This window comes from Microbacterium sp., from assembly GCF_051860965.1.
Lineage (GTDB): Bacteria > Actinomycetota > Actinomycetes > Actinomycetales > Microbacteriaceae > Microbacterium.
Genome location: NZ_JBIMKU010000002.1, coordinates 200326 through 215052, shown reverse-complemented (window position 1 = coordinate 215052; position 14727 = coordinate 200326). Strand labels below are relative to the sequence as shown.

13 protein-coding genes are annotated in these 14727 nt (G+C 71.0%); 11 read left to right on the top strand and 2 right to left on the bottom strand.

Translation table 11 applies throughout. The features are described 5' to 3' along the window. Positions 1 to 63: 63 nt before the first annotated feature. The 4 genes from ACTIFV_RS04510 to ACTIFV_RS04495 are packed head-to-tail and all read left to right on the top strand — an operon-like array spanning position 64 to position 4347. Positions 64 to 1389 (top strand): class I SAM-dependent RNA methyltransferase, encoded by a 1326-nt coding sequence (locus ACTIFV_RS04510; RefSeq protein ID WP_439591578.1) that lies wholly within the window; start codon positions 64 to 66, stop codon positions 1387 to 1389. After that, positions 1386 to 2060, top strand: a complete 675-nt coding sequence (locus ACTIFV_RS04505; RefSeq protein ID WP_439591577.1) for a response regulator — start codon at positions 1386 to 1388, stop codon at positions 2058 to 2060. Before ACTIFV_RS04510 ends, ACTIFV_RS04505 begins: the two co-directional genes overlap by 4 nt. After that, entirely contained in the window at positions 2057 to 3316 is a 1260-nt protein-coding gene (locus ACTIFV_RS04500; protein ID WP_439591576.1) for a sensor histidine kinase, read from the top strand. Before ACTIFV_RS04505 ends, ACTIFV_RS04500 begins: the two co-directional genes overlap by 4 nt. After that, positions 3313 to 4347 (top strand): hypothetical protein, encoded by a 1035-nt coding sequence (locus ACTIFV_RS04495; RefSeq protein ID WP_439591575.1) that lies wholly within the window; start codon positions 3313 to 3315, stop codon positions 4345 to 4347. Before ACTIFV_RS04500 ends, ACTIFV_RS04495 begins: the two co-directional genes overlap by 4 nt. 261 nt (positions 4348 to 4608) lie before the next feature. Here ACTIFV_RS04495 and ACTIFV_RS04490 read toward each other — a convergent pair whose 3' ends face one another. Beyond that, complete coding sequence (locus ACTIFV_RS04490; protein WP_439591574.1) at positions 4609 to 4824, bottom strand: acyl-CoA carboxylase subunit epsilon; 216 nt, start codon at positions 4822 to 4824, stop codon at positions 4609 to 4611. After that, complete coding sequence (locus ACTIFV_RS04485) at positions 4821 to 6410, bottom strand: acyl-CoA carboxylase subunit beta (RefSeq protein ID WP_439591573.1); 1590 nt, start codon at positions 6408 to 6410, stop codon at positions 4821 to 4823. Before ACTIFV_RS04485 ends, ACTIFV_RS04490 begins: the two co-directional genes overlap by 4 nt. Before the next feature lie 101 nt (positions 6411 to 6511). Between ACTIFV_RS04485 and ACTIFV_RS04480 the strand changes: the two genes are divergently transcribed. From ACTIFV_RS04480 to ACTIFV_RS04450, 7 genes are all read left to right on the top strand, one after another. Continuing rightward, positions 6512 to 7309: a biotin--[acetyl-CoA-carboxylase] ligase gene (locus ACTIFV_RS04480; protein WP_439591572.1), complete on the top strand. Its 798-nt coding sequence runs from the start codon at positions 6512 to 6514 to the stop codon at positions 7307 to 7309. 79 nt (positions 7310 to 7388) lie between these two features. Beyond that, positions 7389 to 7952: a PH domain-containing protein gene (locus tag ACTIFV_RS04475; RefSeq protein WP_439591571.1), complete on the top strand. Its 564-nt coding sequence runs from the start codon at positions 7389 to 7391 to the stop codon at positions 7950 to 7952. A 31-nt stretch (positions 7953 to 7983) separates the two neighbouring features. Further along, complete coding sequence (locus ACTIFV_RS04470) at positions 7984 to 9120, top strand: 5-(carboxyamino)imidazole ribonucleotide synthase (RefSeq protein WP_439591570.1); 1137 nt, start codon at positions 7984 to 7986, stop codon at positions 9118 to 9120. 94 nt (positions 9121 to 9214) lie between these two features. Next, positions 9215 to 9682, top strand: a complete 468-nt coding sequence (purE, locus tag ACTIFV_RS04465; protein WP_439591839.1) for a 5-(carboxyamino)imidazole ribonucleotide mutase — start codon at positions 9215 to 9217, stop codon at positions 9680 to 9682. After that, the gene (locus ACTIFV_RS04460) at positions 9679 to 11157 is read left to right on the top strand and encodes an LCP family protein (protein WP_439591569.1); all 1479 of its coding nucleotides are present in this window, start codon (positions 9679 to 9681) and stop codon (positions 11155 to 11157) included. Before purE ends, ACTIFV_RS04460 begins: the two co-directional genes overlap by 4 nt. 3 nt (positions 11158 to 11160) lie before the next feature. Then, on the top strand, positions 11161 to 12258 hold the full coding sequence (locus ACTIFV_RS04455; protein ID WP_439591568.1) for a glycosyltransferase: 1098 nt from the start codon (positions 11161 to 11163) through the stop codon (positions 12256 to 12258). A 63-nt stretch (positions 12259 to 12321) separates the two neighbouring features. After that, positions 12322 to 14721, top strand: coding sequence for an FG-GAP repeat domain-containing protein (locus ACTIFV_RS04450; protein ID WP_439591567.1), 2400 nt, complete (start codon positions 12322 to 12324; stop codon positions 14719 to 14721). Positions 14722 to 14727 lie beyond the last annotated feature (6 nt).

Genomic DNA, 14727 nt, shown 5'->3' with positions numbered 1-14727 from the left:
GTCCCCCGAAAGGCGGACACGGAACGGCGGGTCGGCGACCCGTCGCGATGGGAGACTGGGGGAATGGATGCCGGCACCCTGATCGACCTCGATGTCACGGGTGTCGCCCACGGCGGCGTCTTCGTCGGCCGTCACGAAGGACGGGTCGTCTTCGTGCCCGATGCGATCCCGGGCGAGCGCGTGCGCGTGCGGCTCACCGACGTGAAGAAGAAGTCGTTCTGGCGCGGCGATGTGCTCGAGGTGCTGGATGCCTCGCCCGATCGCCGTCCGCACGTGTGGCGCCAGGCGGATGTCGATGTGCCTCCGGAGCTCCGCCCGGGGGGCGCGGACTTCGGGCACATCGATCTGCAGCGCCAGCGATCCCTCAAGGTCGAGGTGCTGGCCGACGCGCTCCAGCGCTTCGGAGGCATGTCGGCGCCCGCTTTCACGCTCGAATCCGCGGCGCCGATCGTCGCGCCGGACGGACGGATCCTCGCCGAGGAGACGGGCGACGGCACCGGCTGGCGCACGCGCGTCTCCCTCCACGTCGACGAGGAGGGGCGCGTCGGCCCCTACGCGGCACGCAGCCATACCGTCATCCCCGTCGACGACCTCCCGCTCGCGTCCGCCGAGGTCGCCGACGCGGCCCTCGCGATCACGCGCGGTGAACCCGGCCGCATCGACCTCGTGCAGCCGGCGGACGGCAGCGTCCGCGTGCTGCGCCGGCCCGACGGGGGCCGTCGCGACGGCAAGGACCCCGGACGCGAAGTCGTGATCGAGACGGTGGGGGGCCGGGACTTCCGCGTCGACGCCGGCGGCTTCTGGCAGGTGCATCGCCTGGCCGCGCACTCTCTGACCGACACCGTGGCGAGCGCCGTGCGCGCCGCCCGCCCGGACGGACCGGCCGTCGACCCCGACGGCTGGCACCTGGACCTCTACGGCGGCGTCGGGCTGTTCGGCGCGACGCTGGCGGAACTCGCGGGGCCGACGGCCCGTGTCACGAGCGTCGAGTCCGATCCGCGCGCGACCGAGCACGCGGGCGGGAATCTCGCGGAGTGGGTCGGTGCGCGCGCCGAGACCGGGCGCGTCGACCGCTGGGTGACGCGGCTCGCCGCCGAAGCATCCCTCGCCCAGCGCGAGCGACTCTCGCACGGGGTCGTTCTGCTGGACCCGCCGCGCGCCGGGGCCGGACGCGTCGTGGTCGAGGCGGTGGCCGATCTCGGTCCCGAGACCGTCGTCTACGTCGCGTGCGATCCCGTGGCGCTCGCGCGCGACCTGGCGACCTTCCGCGACGTCGGCTACGACACCGTGGGCGTTCGCGCCCTGGACATCTTCCCGAACTCGCATCACGTCGAGGCGGTCGCGACGCTGAGACGCGCGGACGCGCCGAAGCTAGGGTGGAGCGCATGACGAGGGTCGCTCTCATCGACGATCACGAGTCCGTCCGGCTCGGGATCGAGGCGTGGTGCGCGCGCGTGCCCGGCACCGAAGTGGTGTTCTCCGGCAGCGGCGTCAGCGAATACCTCCAGTGGCGCTCCTTCAGCCGGGCGCCGACGGCGGACGTCGTGGTGCTCGATCTGACGCTCGGTGACGGCACGACGGTCACCGAGAACGTCACGCGGCTCATCCGAGACGGCTCGAGCGTCATCATCCATTCCGTCGCCGATCGGCCCGCGGCCGTGCGCGAGGCGCTGTCGGCGGGCGCGGCGGGAGTCGTGAGCAAAGCCTCGCCGATCTCGGACGTCATCAAGGCGGTCGGCACGGTGGCCCGGGGCGAGCCGCTCAACAACGTCGAGTGGGCCAGTGCCGTCGACGGCGACCGCGACTTCGCCGACGCGCAGCTGTCGGCCAGGGAGCGCGACGTCCTGCGCCTGTACGCCGCAGGGCTGCCGCTCAAGGTCGTCGCCGATCGTCTGGGCGTCGCCTACTCGACCGCGAAGGAGAACATCACGCGCATCCGCGTGAAATACGTCGAGGTGGGGCGCCCCGCACCGACGAAGGTCGATCTGCTGCGCCGCGCGATGGAGGACGGCATCGTCGCCGGCACCGCATCCGATCCCGGCGCGGAGCGGATGCCGTGACCGACAGCGAGGAGATCCTCGACGAGGCGTGGGGTCACATCCCGCAATCCCGCGACGCGAGCGCAAGCATCGGCTCCTTCACGCGGCTCCGCGTCGAGCGCATCATCTCGGCCGTCGCAGGCGCTGGATCGCTCCTGCTCGGCGCACAGGCGCTCGTCGTCGCCCTCGGCTCGACGATCGAACAGGCGGGCTGGCACGAGCCGCTGATCGTCGCCGCCTTCGCGCCCCTGGCGCTCATGATCATCGCGTGCTTCGTCGGTCGCGGCGTGCGCTTCACCGCTGGTCTGTTCGTCTTCTGCTACATCGGCGTCCTCGCGCTGTGGCCCACGGCAGCCGCCGGGACCGAGGTCGACCTCTCGATCGCGCCCTGGCCGTGGCACATCGTCAACATCGCGACGCTCGCGGCGGTGCTCGCCTTCCCTCTGCCGATCCAGCTCGCCGCGACGATGCTCATCCCCCTGCTCTACGGCCTCGTGCGGCTCATCGCCGACAGCTTCGCGACCGACCTCTGGTACTACGTCATCATCGAGGTGTCGTTCTCGCTCATCTTCGGCGGCGTCCTCCTGGCGCTCGCCTGGGTCTTCCGCTCGGTCGCGATCGGCGTCGACGAGACCCGCGCGCGCGCCGTCGAGTCCTACTCGCGCGCCGCCGCGGCCAATGCCGCCGAGCAGGAGCGCGTCGCCGTCGCGGCGCTCATGCACGACAGCGTCCTGGCCGCGCTCATTGCCGCCGAGCGGTCCGACACCCCGCGCGGTCGCGTGCTGGCGGTCGCGATGGCGCGCGAGGCGCTGACGCGGCTCGCCAACACGGAGCAGGATGCGGGCGAGGGCAGCGACGAGGTGCGCTCGGCGCAGAGCATCGCCGAGGCGATCGAGGCCGCCTCGCGTGAGCTCGGAACGAGGATCGCCGTGCATGTCGAGATCCGCTCGGGCGACCTCGACGTGCCCGGGAGGATCTCCCGCGCGCTCGTCCTGGCGGCGACCCAGGCCGTCGCGAACGCCGTCGAGCACGCGGGAGGCGTGGGCCTCGAGGCCTCGCTGTACGCCGACGACGAGCGCATCCACATCGAGGTGCGGGACGCGGGCGGCGGCTTCGACCTCGACGCCGTCCCCGACGATCGCCTCGGCATCCGGGCATCCATCATCGCGCGCGTCGCCGCCGTCGGCGGTTCGACGGAGGTCGAGTCGGGTGCCGAGGGGACGACGGTGCGGCTCGAGTGGCGCCCACGACGCGACGCCTACCTGGAGGACGCATGATCAGCGTTCGGAACATCCTGTCGGGTCTCGCCGTCGCCTTCGCGGTGTACCTCGCGGCACGCGGTCTGTCGTGGGGGGATGACGAGCCGCAGTATCCCGTCATCATCTTCGCCACCTTCGCGCTGTACCTCGTCGCCACGACGCTGTGCACGTTCTGGCAGCCGCGCAAGTCCGATCGCGAGGCGCATCCGACGCCTCGGCAGTCCCGGCTGCCCCGTGCGGCGGGGATCCTCGCGATCGTGACGGCCGCGATCGTGCCCAGCGCGATCTCGTACTCCGCCGGCCCCGGGTCCTACACCGCGTCGTACGCGACCTGGTATCTCGGCGGGATCGGCGCCCTCATGACGATCGTGATGGCGCGTCGTCGCCCGTGGATGGCGTGGTCGGGGACGGTGCTGCTCGTGGTCGGCTCGATCGCGTGGATGGGGCTCGACGCCCTCGCCCTCGGACTCATCGGGTCGATCGTGTGGGTGTTCGTCGCCCAGCTGCTCGTGCTCTCGCTCGACCGCGCCGCGCGCGACACGTCGCAGCTCGCGAACCTCCAGACCGCGGCGTCCGCGTGGCAGGCCTCGCAGGTCGTGCGTCAGCGCGAGCGGCGCGTGCAGGTCCAGGAGGCGCTCGCGATCGCCGGCCCCGTCCTCACGCGGACCGTGGCGAACCGCGGCGTGCTCGACGACGCCGACCGACTCGAGGCGCGCATCGCCGAGGGGCGCCTGCGCGACGAGCTGCGCGGCCCGAGACTGCTCGACGACGCCGTCCGGGCGCAGCTCGAGCTGGCCCGTCGCCGAGGCGCGACCGTCACGGTGCTCGACGAGGGCGGGCTCGACGGGATGGACGAGGCGTCCCTCGCCATCATCCGGGCCGAGCTCGCCGACACCCTTCGCACCTCCGACTCCGATCGGCTGTACATCCGCACGGCGCCGCACGACAGCGTGGCCGTCACCGTGGTCGGTCGCTCGGAGTCCGACGGCGGACTCTCGGACGAGGATGCCGTCGACCTGTGGCGCGAGATCGCCCGGCCGACCGGCTGACGCCTCGCAACGGCGCACCGCTCCCGTGACCGGTGCGGGGGAGGGGGACCGGTCGCGAGAGCGGAAGACGGTGAGAGGCGAGGGGCGGCGTGACGCCGGCCCCTCGCCTCGCGAGCGATTACCCGAAAACCGCTCGCGTGGCCGATCCTGGGCACCGTCTTGCGGCGGTGCAGGTCGACCGAACGCAGAATGCGTTCCAGCACATCCAGTATCAGATCGCGGTGCGAAGGCTGTCTGTAGGTATTTCGGGGGACAGGCCCGTCACCCGCGGACCCAGCCGAGCTCGCGCCGGAGGGGCTCCCGCAGCGCCCGCTGCGACACCGACCACGCCGATCGCGCGGGGGTCTCTTCGGCGACGGCTGCGGCGGCCTCGCCGCTGTACGCCTCGGTGACCACGGCGATGAGCGCCGCGAGCTCCTCGGGCGTGGGCTCGCCGCGCTTGACCTCGATCGCGACAGGTCGCTCGTCGGGGTTCACAGCGGGATGTTCCCGTGCTTCTTGGGCGGCAGCGTCGCCCGCTTGCCCCGCAGGGCGCGCAGCGCCTTGGCGATCGCGACACGCGTCTGGGCCGGCTCGATGATGCCGTCGAGCTCGCCGCGCTCGGCGGCGAGGAAGGGGGATGCGACGTTGTACGTGTACTCGTTCGCGAGGCGCGTGCGCACGGCCGCGACATCCTCCCCGGCCTCCTCGGCCTTCTTGATCTCGCCGCGGTAGAGGATGTTGACCGCGCCCTGGCCGCCCATGACGGCGATCTCGGCGGTCGGCCAGGCGAGATTGATGTCGGCGCCGAGCTGCTTCGAGCCCATGACGATGTAAGCCCCGCCGTAGGCCTTGCGCAGGATGACGGTCACGAGCGGGACGGTCGCCTCGGCGTAGGCGTAGAGCAGCTTCGCGCCGCGGCGGATGACGCCCGTCCACTCCTGATCGGTTCCCGGAAGGTACCCGGGCACGTCGACGAGCGTCACGATCGGGATCGAGAAGGCATCGCAGAACCGCACGAAGCGGCTCGCCTTCTCGCCCGCCTCGATGTTGAGCGTGCCCGCCATCTGCGACGGCTGGTTGGCGATGATCCCGACGCTGCGGCCTTCGATGCGGCCGAACCCGATGACGATGTTGGGGGCGAACAGCGGCTGCACCTCGAGGAAGTCCTCGGAGTCGACGATATGCCGGATGACGCCGTGGATGTCGTAGGGCTGGTTGGGGGAGTCCGGGATGACGGTGTTGAGCGCGCGGTCGGCATCCGTCGTCTCGAACTCGAACACCGGCTCGTAGCCGGGGATCTCGGCGAGGTTGTTGTCGGGGAGGAACCCGAGCAGGGTGCGGACGTAGTCGATCGCGTCGTCCTCGTCTTCGGCGAGGTAGTGCGCGACACCCGACCGGGTGTTGTGCGTGTAGGCACCGCCGAGCTCCTCCATGCCGACGTCCTCGCCGGTGACGGTCTTGATGACGTCGGGCCCCGTCACGAACATCTGGCTCGTCTTGTCGACCATGACGACGAAGTCGGTGAGGGCGGGGGAGTACACCGCGCCGCCGGCCGCCGGTCCCATGATGATCGAGATCTGCGGGATCACGCCCGACGCGCGGGTGTTGAGGCGGAAGATCTCGCCGTACTTGCCGAGCGCGACGACGCCCTCCTGGATGCGCGCGCCGCCCGAATCGAGGATGCCCACGATCGGGATGCCGCTGCGCAGGGCGAACTCCATGACCTTGATGATCTTGTCGCCGGCGACCTCGCCGAGCGAGCCGCCGAACGTCGAGAAGTCCTGCGCGTACACCGCGACGGTGCGGCCGTGGATCGTGCCGTGGCCGGTGACGACGGAGTCGCCGTAGGGGCGGGAGCGGTCCATGCCGAAGGCGGTCGTGCGGTGGCGCACGTACTCGTCGAGCTCAACGAAGCTGCCCGGGTCGACGAGCAGCTCGATGCGTTCGCGCGCCGTGCCCTTGCCCTTCGCGTGCTGCTTGGTCTGCGCGGCGGCCTCGGCGTCGAGGACCGCCTCCTGGTAGCGCGCGCGGAGGTCGGCGATCTTGCCGGCGGTCGTGAAGAGATCGGGCTGGTCGGTCACGGATTCCACCCTATCCACGGGGCTCCTTCCCGGGTTGGAGGGATCGCACAAAGGCCCGCGGCATCCCCTGTCCGCTGCGGCATGACGGGTAGCGTGTGGCCATGACGATTCCCGCAGAGGGGTACCCGCTCACGGCGGCAGTGAGTCCGCGCGTGCAGGTCGCGGAGACGACCGACTCGACGAACGCCGACGTCGTGCGGCACGCGACCGAGGCACCGGATGCCTGGCCCCATCTCTCCGTGCTGCTGACGACCGATCAGCGCGCGGGCCGCGGGCGGCTCGACCGCACGTGGGTCGCGCCCGCCGGGACGGCGATCGCCGTCTCGACGCTCGTTCGCGTGCCCCGGATCGCGTACGCGGCGCGGGGATGGATCCCGCTCATCGCCGGTGCCGCCATGACGCGGGCCATCTCGGGGCAGCTGCGCGGGACGGGGCATTCGGCGACGCTCAAGTGGCCGAACGACGTGCTGCTCGACGGCAAGAAGCTGTGCGGCATCCTCGCCGAGGTGGTGCCCGGGCATCCGGATTCCGTCGTCATCGGCGCCGGCGTCAACACCTCGATGACGGCTGCCGACCTCCCCGTCGACACGGCGACCTCCTTCGCCGCCGCGGGTCTCGAGGCGGACGAGGACCGCCTCGTCGCCGACTACCTGACGGCGCTCGACGAGCAGCTCTCGGCACTCGCCGAGGCCATCGGCAACGCGAGCGTCGCCGGGGTTCGCGGCGAGATCGAAGCGCTGTGCTCGACGCTCGGGCACGACGTGGTCGTGCACCTGCCCGGCGGCGAGCTGCTCGCAGGGCGTGCGCAGCGCCTCGACGAGGACGGCCGCCTCGTCGTGGTGGAGCCCCTGGGCAACGAGACCGCCGTCTCGGCGGGCGACGTCGTGCACGTGCGCTGAGACGCGCGTCGACGTCCGTTCCGTGACGAACCGGGACGTCGCACCCGGGTTCGTCGGTGCGGCACCCCACAATGGGAGCATGAGCCAGCCCACGAGCTACGGCGGGCGACCGGTGCTCCCGGCGCCGGGAGCACCGACGCAGGAGCTCCGCGTCGCGCGATTCCGCGGTCACGCGCGCAGGCTCTCGTGGTGCGCGTTCGTGCTCATCGCCGTCGCCGGCGCCGTCGGGTACTTCTACGGCAATCTGCCGAGCGGCTTCGAGAACTGGATGCTGGTGGCCGCGGCATCCGTCATCGTCCTCCTCCTCGTGCTGATCCCGTTCCTCTCGTGGTGGACGCACGTGTACACGATCACGACGCGCCGCGTGATCGAGCGCTCCGGCATCTTCGCCACGCGTCGGCGCGAGCTCGGGCACGTGCGCGGCTACACGATCGAACTGCGCCGCGGCATCCTGCAGCGCATGTGGGGCACCGGCACGCTCGTGCTCTCGAACGGCGTCGACGCACCGCTGCGCCTAGCGAACGTGCCCAGCGTCGGCCTCGTGCACGAAGCGCTCATCGACCAGGTCGAGGTCAACCAGATCCTCGCGCACCGCGACGCGCAGCCGCCGCTTCCGCCGCCCCCGCCCCTGCCGACGTCATAGCCGCAGCTCCCGGTTTGGGATGATGGATGCCATGACCTTGCGCATCGGAGTCGTCGGCGGCGGGCAACTGGCCCGCATGATGATCGCCCCCGCCACGGAGCTCGGCATCGAGCTGCGTGTGCTCGCCGAAGAGGAGGGGATGTCGGCAGCCCTCGCCGCTTCGGCCGTCGGCGACTACCGCGATGCCGACACCGTGCTCGCCTTCGCGCGGGACGTCGACGTCATCACATTCGACCATGAGCACGTCCCGCAGGACGTCCTGGCCGCCCTCGTCGAGGCCGGGGTCCGTGTGCACCCGGGACCGGGAGCGCTCGCCGTCGCGCAGGACAAGCTGGTCATGCGCGCGCGCCTCGAGGAGCTCGGGATGCCGCAGCCCGACTGGGCGGCCGTCTCGACGCCCGAGGAGCTGCAGGTCTTCCTCGACGCCCACGGCGGTCGTGCCGTCGTGAAGACCCCTCGGGGTGGATACGACGGCAAGGGCGTGAGGGTCGTGTCGGCCGCGACCGAGGCCGAGGACTGGTTCGCCGCACTGGCCGAGGACGCTCGCGGCGGCGCGTTGCTGGTCGAGGAGCTCGTGGACTTCTCGCGCGAGCTCGCGCAGCAGGTCGCACGACGCCCGTCCGGGCAGATGCGCGCGTACCCCGTGGTCGAGACGGTGCAGCGCGGCGGAGTGTGCGCCGAGGTCATCGCGCCCGCTCCGCACGCGGGTGAGCGGCTCGTCGAGGTCGCGGAGGGCATCGGCCTCGCGATCGCGGAAGGCCTCGGGGTGACCGGCATGCTCGCGGTCGAGCTGTTCGAGACGACCGACGAGCGCCTGCTCATCAACGAACTCGCCATGCGGCCGCACAACAGCGGCCACTGGAGCCAGGACGGCGCGGTCACGGGCCAGTTCGAGCAGCATCTGCGCGCGGTGCTGGATCTGCCGCTGGGTGACACCGCCTCGCGCGAGCCGTGGACGGTCATGGTCAACATCCTCGGCGGTCCCGCCGAAGGGCCGCTCGAGGCGCGCATCCCCGCGGCACTCGCCGGCCACCCGTCGGCGAAGGTGCACACGTACGGCAAGGCACCCCGCCCGGGCCGCAAGGTCGGCCATGTCAACGTCGCCGGAGCCGACCTCGACGACGTCGCGTACGAGGCGCGGGCGGCGGCATCCCTCTTCCTCGACTAGCGCGCCGTTGCGGGGTTCTTCCAGCCGCGCGGCCTACCCTGATCAGGTGACGCCGCCGCTGCATTCCTCCGACGCGCCCCTCGTCGGGGTCGTGATGGGCTCCGACTCGGATTGGCGGGTCATGAGCGACGCCTCGCAGGTGCTCACCGACTTCGGCGTACCGCACGAGGTCGAGGTCGTCTCGGCCCACCGCACGCCCGACAAGCTCATCCGCTACGGCCGCGAAGCACGGTCACGCGGCATCCGCGTCGTCATCGCGGGGGCCGGCGGCGCCGCGCACCTTCCCGGCATGCTCGCGTCGGTCACCGCGCTTCCCGTCATCGGCGTGCCCGTCCAGCTCGCGACGCTCGACGGGCTCGACTCGCTCCTGAGCATCGTGCAGATGCCCGCCGGCATCCCGGTCGCGACCGTCTCGATCAACGGTGCGAAGAACGCGGGCCTGCTCGCTGCGCGGATCCTCGGATCGTCGGATGCCGCCCTCGCCGACGCCGTCGAGTCGTACGCTGCGGATCTCGAGGCCCAGGTCGAGGAGAAGAACCTCCGGCTGAAGGATTCCCTGTGAGCGTGATGGCCCCCGCGCGGGTGCCGTCGCCGGCCGATCGCGGGATGCAGCTCGTGAACGAGCGGCCGTTCCGGCATCCCGACACCCGGTCCCGCGCGTTCATGTCGCGGCGCGGGTGGTGGCTCGTCCTCTTGAACTTCCTGATCCCGGGCTCCGCGCAGGCGGTCGCGGGCAATCGGCGTCTGGGCCGCATCGGTCTCGGCGCGACCCTGACGATGTGGGTCGTCGCCGTGATCCTGCTGCTGAGCGCCCTCCTTGCGCCGACGGCGCTCCTGGGCTTCGCCACGGGAGCCTGGATCCCCGACTTCCTCTCGCTCCTTCGGCCTCTGCCGCTGCTGCTCGCGCAGGGGCTCCTGATCGCCTATGCGGTGCTGTGGGCCGTCCTCACGATCGACACGCTGCGCCTCGTGCGGCTCGTCAAGACCGGCACCGGCTCCCGGTTCGGCATCCTCGGGCTCGCCGTCGTGCTCCTGGTCGTCTCGACGGGGTCGGCCGCCTACGCCGCGAATCTCACCGGCGCAGCGCGCGACACGCTCGGCGCGATCTTCGGAGCGAGCGGCCCGTCGGTGCCCCCGTCGGACGGCTATTACAACATCCTGCTGCTCGGCGCGGACTCGGGCGAGGGCCGTGACTCCATGCGCTTCGACAGCATCTCGGTCGTGTCGATCAACGCCGATACGGGACGCACCACGATCACCGGCATCCCGCGCGACCTCGCGCATTTCCCGTTCGCGGAAGGTCCGATGCTGGACAAGTACCCGAACGGGCACGAGAGCCACGCCGACCCGAACTGCGGCTGGGGGAGCGGCATCAATCAGCTGCGCACCGAGGTCGAGGTCTGCCAGGACGGCAACGCGCTCTACCCGGATGCGGTCGCGAACGGCTCCGAGCCCGCGATCGAGGCGACGAAGGATGCCGCGGAGGGCATCCTCGGCATCCAGATCCCGTACTACGTCTTCCTCGACATGCACGGCTTTGCGGCGCTCGTCGACTCGCTGGGCGGCGTCGACGTCACCGTCACGGAGCGGCTCCCGAAGGGCTGGGGACCGGCATACCAGGGCCAGCCCGCCGATGACTGGGCGATCGGCTGGATCGAGGCGGGCCCCCAGCACATGGACGGCGACACCGCCCAGTGGTACGCGCGGTCGCGGTACACCACCAGCGACTTCGACCGCATGGAGCGCCAGCGCATCCTGCAGCAGGCGATCCTCGCGCAGTTCACCCCTCAGGTCGTGCTCACGCGCTTCCAGGAGGTCTTCGCGGCGGGCGCGAACCTCATCCAGACCGATCTGCCGCAGTCTCTCGTGCCCTACCTCGCCGAACTCGGCGTCAAGGCCAAGGAGCAGCCGGTCACGGCGATCGAGCTCGTGCCGGCGAACGGGATCGATCAGGAGGACGCCGACTGGGCCTACGTGCGCGAGCTCGTGCAGACGGCGCTGCATCCGCCCACCCCGACGCCCACTCCGGCGGGCTGACGCATGGTGGCGACGCTCAGGGTCGTGCTCGACCCGAATCCCGCCGATGCGGCGCTGGCCGAGGCATCCCGCGACCTCGCCCGTGCCCTCGTGATCGCCGCGCCCTCGGGCTGCGAAGTCGACGCGATCGTGCCGGCCGGAACAGCGGAGATGGATGTCGCGGGCCTCGCCGATGTGCGGCGGACGGCCTTCGCGCGGCGCGAGCTCGCGACCGCGCTGCAGCTCGGTGCGCCGACGGGGATCGGCGGAGGCATGATCCACTCTCCGTCGCTGTTCGCGCCCCTCGTGCGCCACGACCGCGTGCACGACAACGATCAGACCGTCGTGACCGTGTGGGACCTCCGCGCCTGGGAGGCGCCCGACGAGCTGCCCCGCGGTGTCGCGACGTGGCAGAAGGCGATGCTCAAGCGCGCTCTCAAGCACGCCGACGCGGTCGTCGTGCCGACGCACGCCCACGCGTCGCGCCTCGGCGAGATCGCACCGAAGCTCGGCGAACGGATCCGCGTCATCGCGGGCGCCGCGCCGATCGGCTTCGCCGTTCCGACCGACGAAGTGGGACGCCGACGGGGCCTCGATCTGCCCGAGGGGTTCGTCCTCGTCGCGGCCGGACCGATGCCGACGGACGACCTCGCGACGGGCCTCTCCGCCGTGGCGGCGTCGTCTCTGGATCTGCCCGTCGTCGTGATCGACGTCGAGGACGGGCATGAGCCGGCCGTCGCCGATCTCGCGTCGGCCGCCGGCATCCCGGAGCATCGTCTGCACGTGAGGGGGGCTCTCGACGCTCCGGATCGCGGGGCCGCGTTCGGTGCCGCCGTCGCCCTCGTCGCACCATCGCGGCGCACGGCGTTCCCGTGGCGCATCGTCGAGGCGCTCGCGCTCGGCGTCCCCGTCTTCGCCGCCGACACCGCGGTCAACCGCGAGGTCGTGCTCGACGGGGGAGCGCTGGGTTCTTCTTCGGAAGAGCTCGGGGCTGCGCTCTCGGAGGGGCTCTCCTCGGCCGAGTCCGCCGGTCGTCTGGGAGTGCTCGCGGCCGATCGCGGGCGCGCGTTCTCGTGGCGCGAAGCGGCCGATCGGGTGTGGCAGCTCCACGCTGAGCTGTAATCGACACGCATGTTTTCGGCGAGGATCTTGGACTTCACGCGTCACTTCAGCAACACTGGTCACATGAGGCAGGCGTCGGGGGGCGTGCCGCGTGTTCGCATGACCCGACTCGCGGCTGTGCTCGGCGTGCTCGCCATCCTCCTGTCGGGGCTCATCGCGCCGCCGTCGGTCGCATCGGAGCCCACGGCCGTCTCGGGCCCGGTGAAGACGGCCGACCTCTCCAAGTTCCAGCCCGGCAACATCATCAGCGACGCCGTGTTCTTCGACAGGAACTCGATGTCCGAGGCGCAGATCCAGGCTTTCCTCGTCGGGAAGGTCCCGTCCTGCCAGTCGGGGTACGTGTGCCTCAAGGACTGGTTCGACACCTCGCGCACGACCGTCGCCGACGCGATGTGCGGGGCCTACAGCGGCGGAGTCCGCGAGCGCGCTTCGACGATCATCTTCAAGGTGGCCCAGGCCTGCGGGATCAATCCGCAGGTCATCCTGGCGACCCTGCAGAAGGAGCAGTCGCTCGTCACCCACACCTGGCCGAGCACATCGCGGTACACGATCGCGATGGGGCAGGGATGTCCCGACACGGCAGCCTGCGACACGAGGTACTACGGCTTCTTCAACCAGGTCTTCGGCGCGGCCTGGCAGTTCAAGCGGTACGCCAACCCTCCCGGCACGAGCCAGTACTTCACGTGGTACGCGCCCGGCAAGACCTGGAACGTTCGCTATCACCCGAATGTGGCCTGCGGCTCCACGCCGGTCTACATCCAGAACCAGGCGACCGCCAACCTGTACTACTACACGCCGTACCAGCCGAACGCCGCCGCCCTCGCGGCCGGCTACGCCGCCGCGAACAACGCGTGCTCGTCGTACGGCAACCGCAACTTCTATCAGTACTTCACGGACTGGTTCGGATCGGGACAGGTGCCGGAGCTGAGTTCGATCGACGGCTCCGAGTTCGTCACGGCGCTTTCGGCCGACGGCACGGTCCGCGGCTATCCCTACGGCCTGGGCGGTCGATTCGGCAACCCGGTCGTCCTTACGACGCTCCCGGCCGGGACGAAGCAGATCGTCCCGGTGGGCGACCTCGACGGTGACGGGCGCCGGGATCTGATCAGCATCGACGCGGCCGGGGTCGCGTGGCTTCAGTCGAGCGATGGCGGCAAGCTCTACGGCACGCCGAGGCGGCTGGATGTCGACTGGTCCACGGCAGGGCATGTCGTGGCGGCCGGCGATTTCTCGGGCGACGGCATCCCGGACGTCTTCACCATCGCCCCCTCGGGACGTCTCTTCCTCTGGCGGGGGACCACGGCGGGTCGCTTCATGGCGCCGGTCCTGGTCGCGAAGGGCTGGGCGGGGATGTCGCTCGTCGCGGGCGGGGTCGATCTCAACCGCGACGGCTTCCCCGATGTCCTCACCCGCAACGCGGCGTCCGAGCTCATGGTGTTCTTCGGCAACGGGCGCGGGGGCTTCAGCTCTTCGATGCGCATCGGCACGGGCTGGGGCAAGATGACCACGGTGTTCAGCCCCGGGGACTTCACCGGCGACGGAATCCCTGACGTCCTGGCGCGCACCACGAGCGGCGAACTGTGGATGTACCGAGGGGCCGGCAACGGCGCGATCAAGCCCGGAGTCCGCGTGGGCACCGGCTGGGCGGGCATGGTCGGGGTTGCGGGATCGGGCGGCCTCCCGAACGGAGTTCGAGTCTTCCCCGCCGGTGCAGGCGACCTCGACGGCGACCTCGCGCCGGATGTGCTCGGACTCACGTCAGGCGGCGCGCTCGTGCTCTACCGCGGCTCCGGAAGCGGTGGGTGGCTGGGCAGCACGGTCGTGAATGCCCAGTGGGGTGTCGGTTCACGAACGCTGACCATGGGTGACTTCTCGGGCGACGGCATCCCCGATATCGGTCGCATCACCTCTGCGGGCGTCTTCGAACTGCATGCCGGAAACGGCGACGGCACATTCCGGGCGCCCGTGCAGATCGGGCGCGGGTGGGCGGGGCTCGATCTCGTCACGAGCGGCATCGACTTCGACGGCGATCGACGAATAGACGTCATCGCGCGCTCGTCCAACGGCGATCTCCTGCTCTACCGGGGCAACGGTGCGGGCGGATTCGCCGCAGACGCCCAGATCATCGGAACGCGATGGGGGGCGATCGACTCGCTCTTCTATGCGGGTGACTTCGATGGCGACAAGGCGCCCGACCTCGTCGCCCGCACGACGGCAGGCGATCTGTGGATCTATCCGACGAACGGGGCCGGTCAATGGCGTACGGCGACCCGGATAGGCACGAAGTGGTCTGCGCTGTCGCTCTTGCTGAGTCCCGGCGACTTCGACGGCACGGGCGGCACCGACGTCCTCGCGCGCTCGACGACCGGCGCACTTCTGCTCTATTCGGGCAACGGACGAGGTGGCTGGTCTGGTTCGAAGCAGATCGGCACGGGGTGGCGCGGCATGACCTGGATCGGCTGATCCGCC

What these genes read in the sequence shown, in the direction of transcription:
- ACTIFV_RS04505 (WP_439591577.1), top strand. Translation starts at nt 1,386, where the DNA reads ATGACGAGGGTCGCTCTCATCGACGATCACGAGTCCGTCCGGCTCGGG.
- ACTIFV_RS04495 (WP_439591575.1), top strand. Translation starts at nt 3,313, where the DNA reads ATGATCAGCGTTCGGAACATCCTGTCGGGTCTCGCCGTCGCCTTCGCG.
- purE (WP_439591839.1), top strand. Translation starts at nt 9,215, where the DNA reads ATGGGCTCCGACTCGGATTGGCGGGTCATGAGCGACGCCTCGCAGGTG.
- ACTIFV_RS04510 (WP_439591578.1), top strand. Translation starts at nt 64, where the DNA reads ATGGATGCCGGCACCCTGATCGACCTCGATGTCACGGGTGTCGCCCAC.
- ACTIFV_RS04475 (WP_439591571.1), top strand. Translation starts at nt 7,389, where the DNA reads ATGAGCCAGCCCACGAGCTACGGCGGGCGACCGGTGCTCCCGGCGCCG.
- ACTIFV_RS04450 (WP_439591567.1), top strand. Translation starts at nt 12,322, where the DNA reads ATGAGGCAGGCGTCGGGGGGCGTGCCGCGTGTTCGCATGACCCGACTC.
- ACTIFV_RS04480 (WP_439591572.1), top strand. Translation starts at nt 6,512, where the DNA reads ATGACGATTCCCGCAGAGGGGTACCCGCTCACGGCGGCAGTGAGTCCG.
- ACTIFV_RS04455 (WP_439591568.1), top strand. Translation starts at nt 11,161, where the DNA reads ATGGTGGCGACGCTCAGGGTCGTGCTCGACCCGAATCCCGCCGATGCG.
- ACTIFV_RS04470 (WP_439591570.1), top strand. Translation starts at nt 7,984, where the DNA reads ATGACCTTGCGCATCGGAGTCGTCGGCGGCGGGCAACTGGCCCGCATG.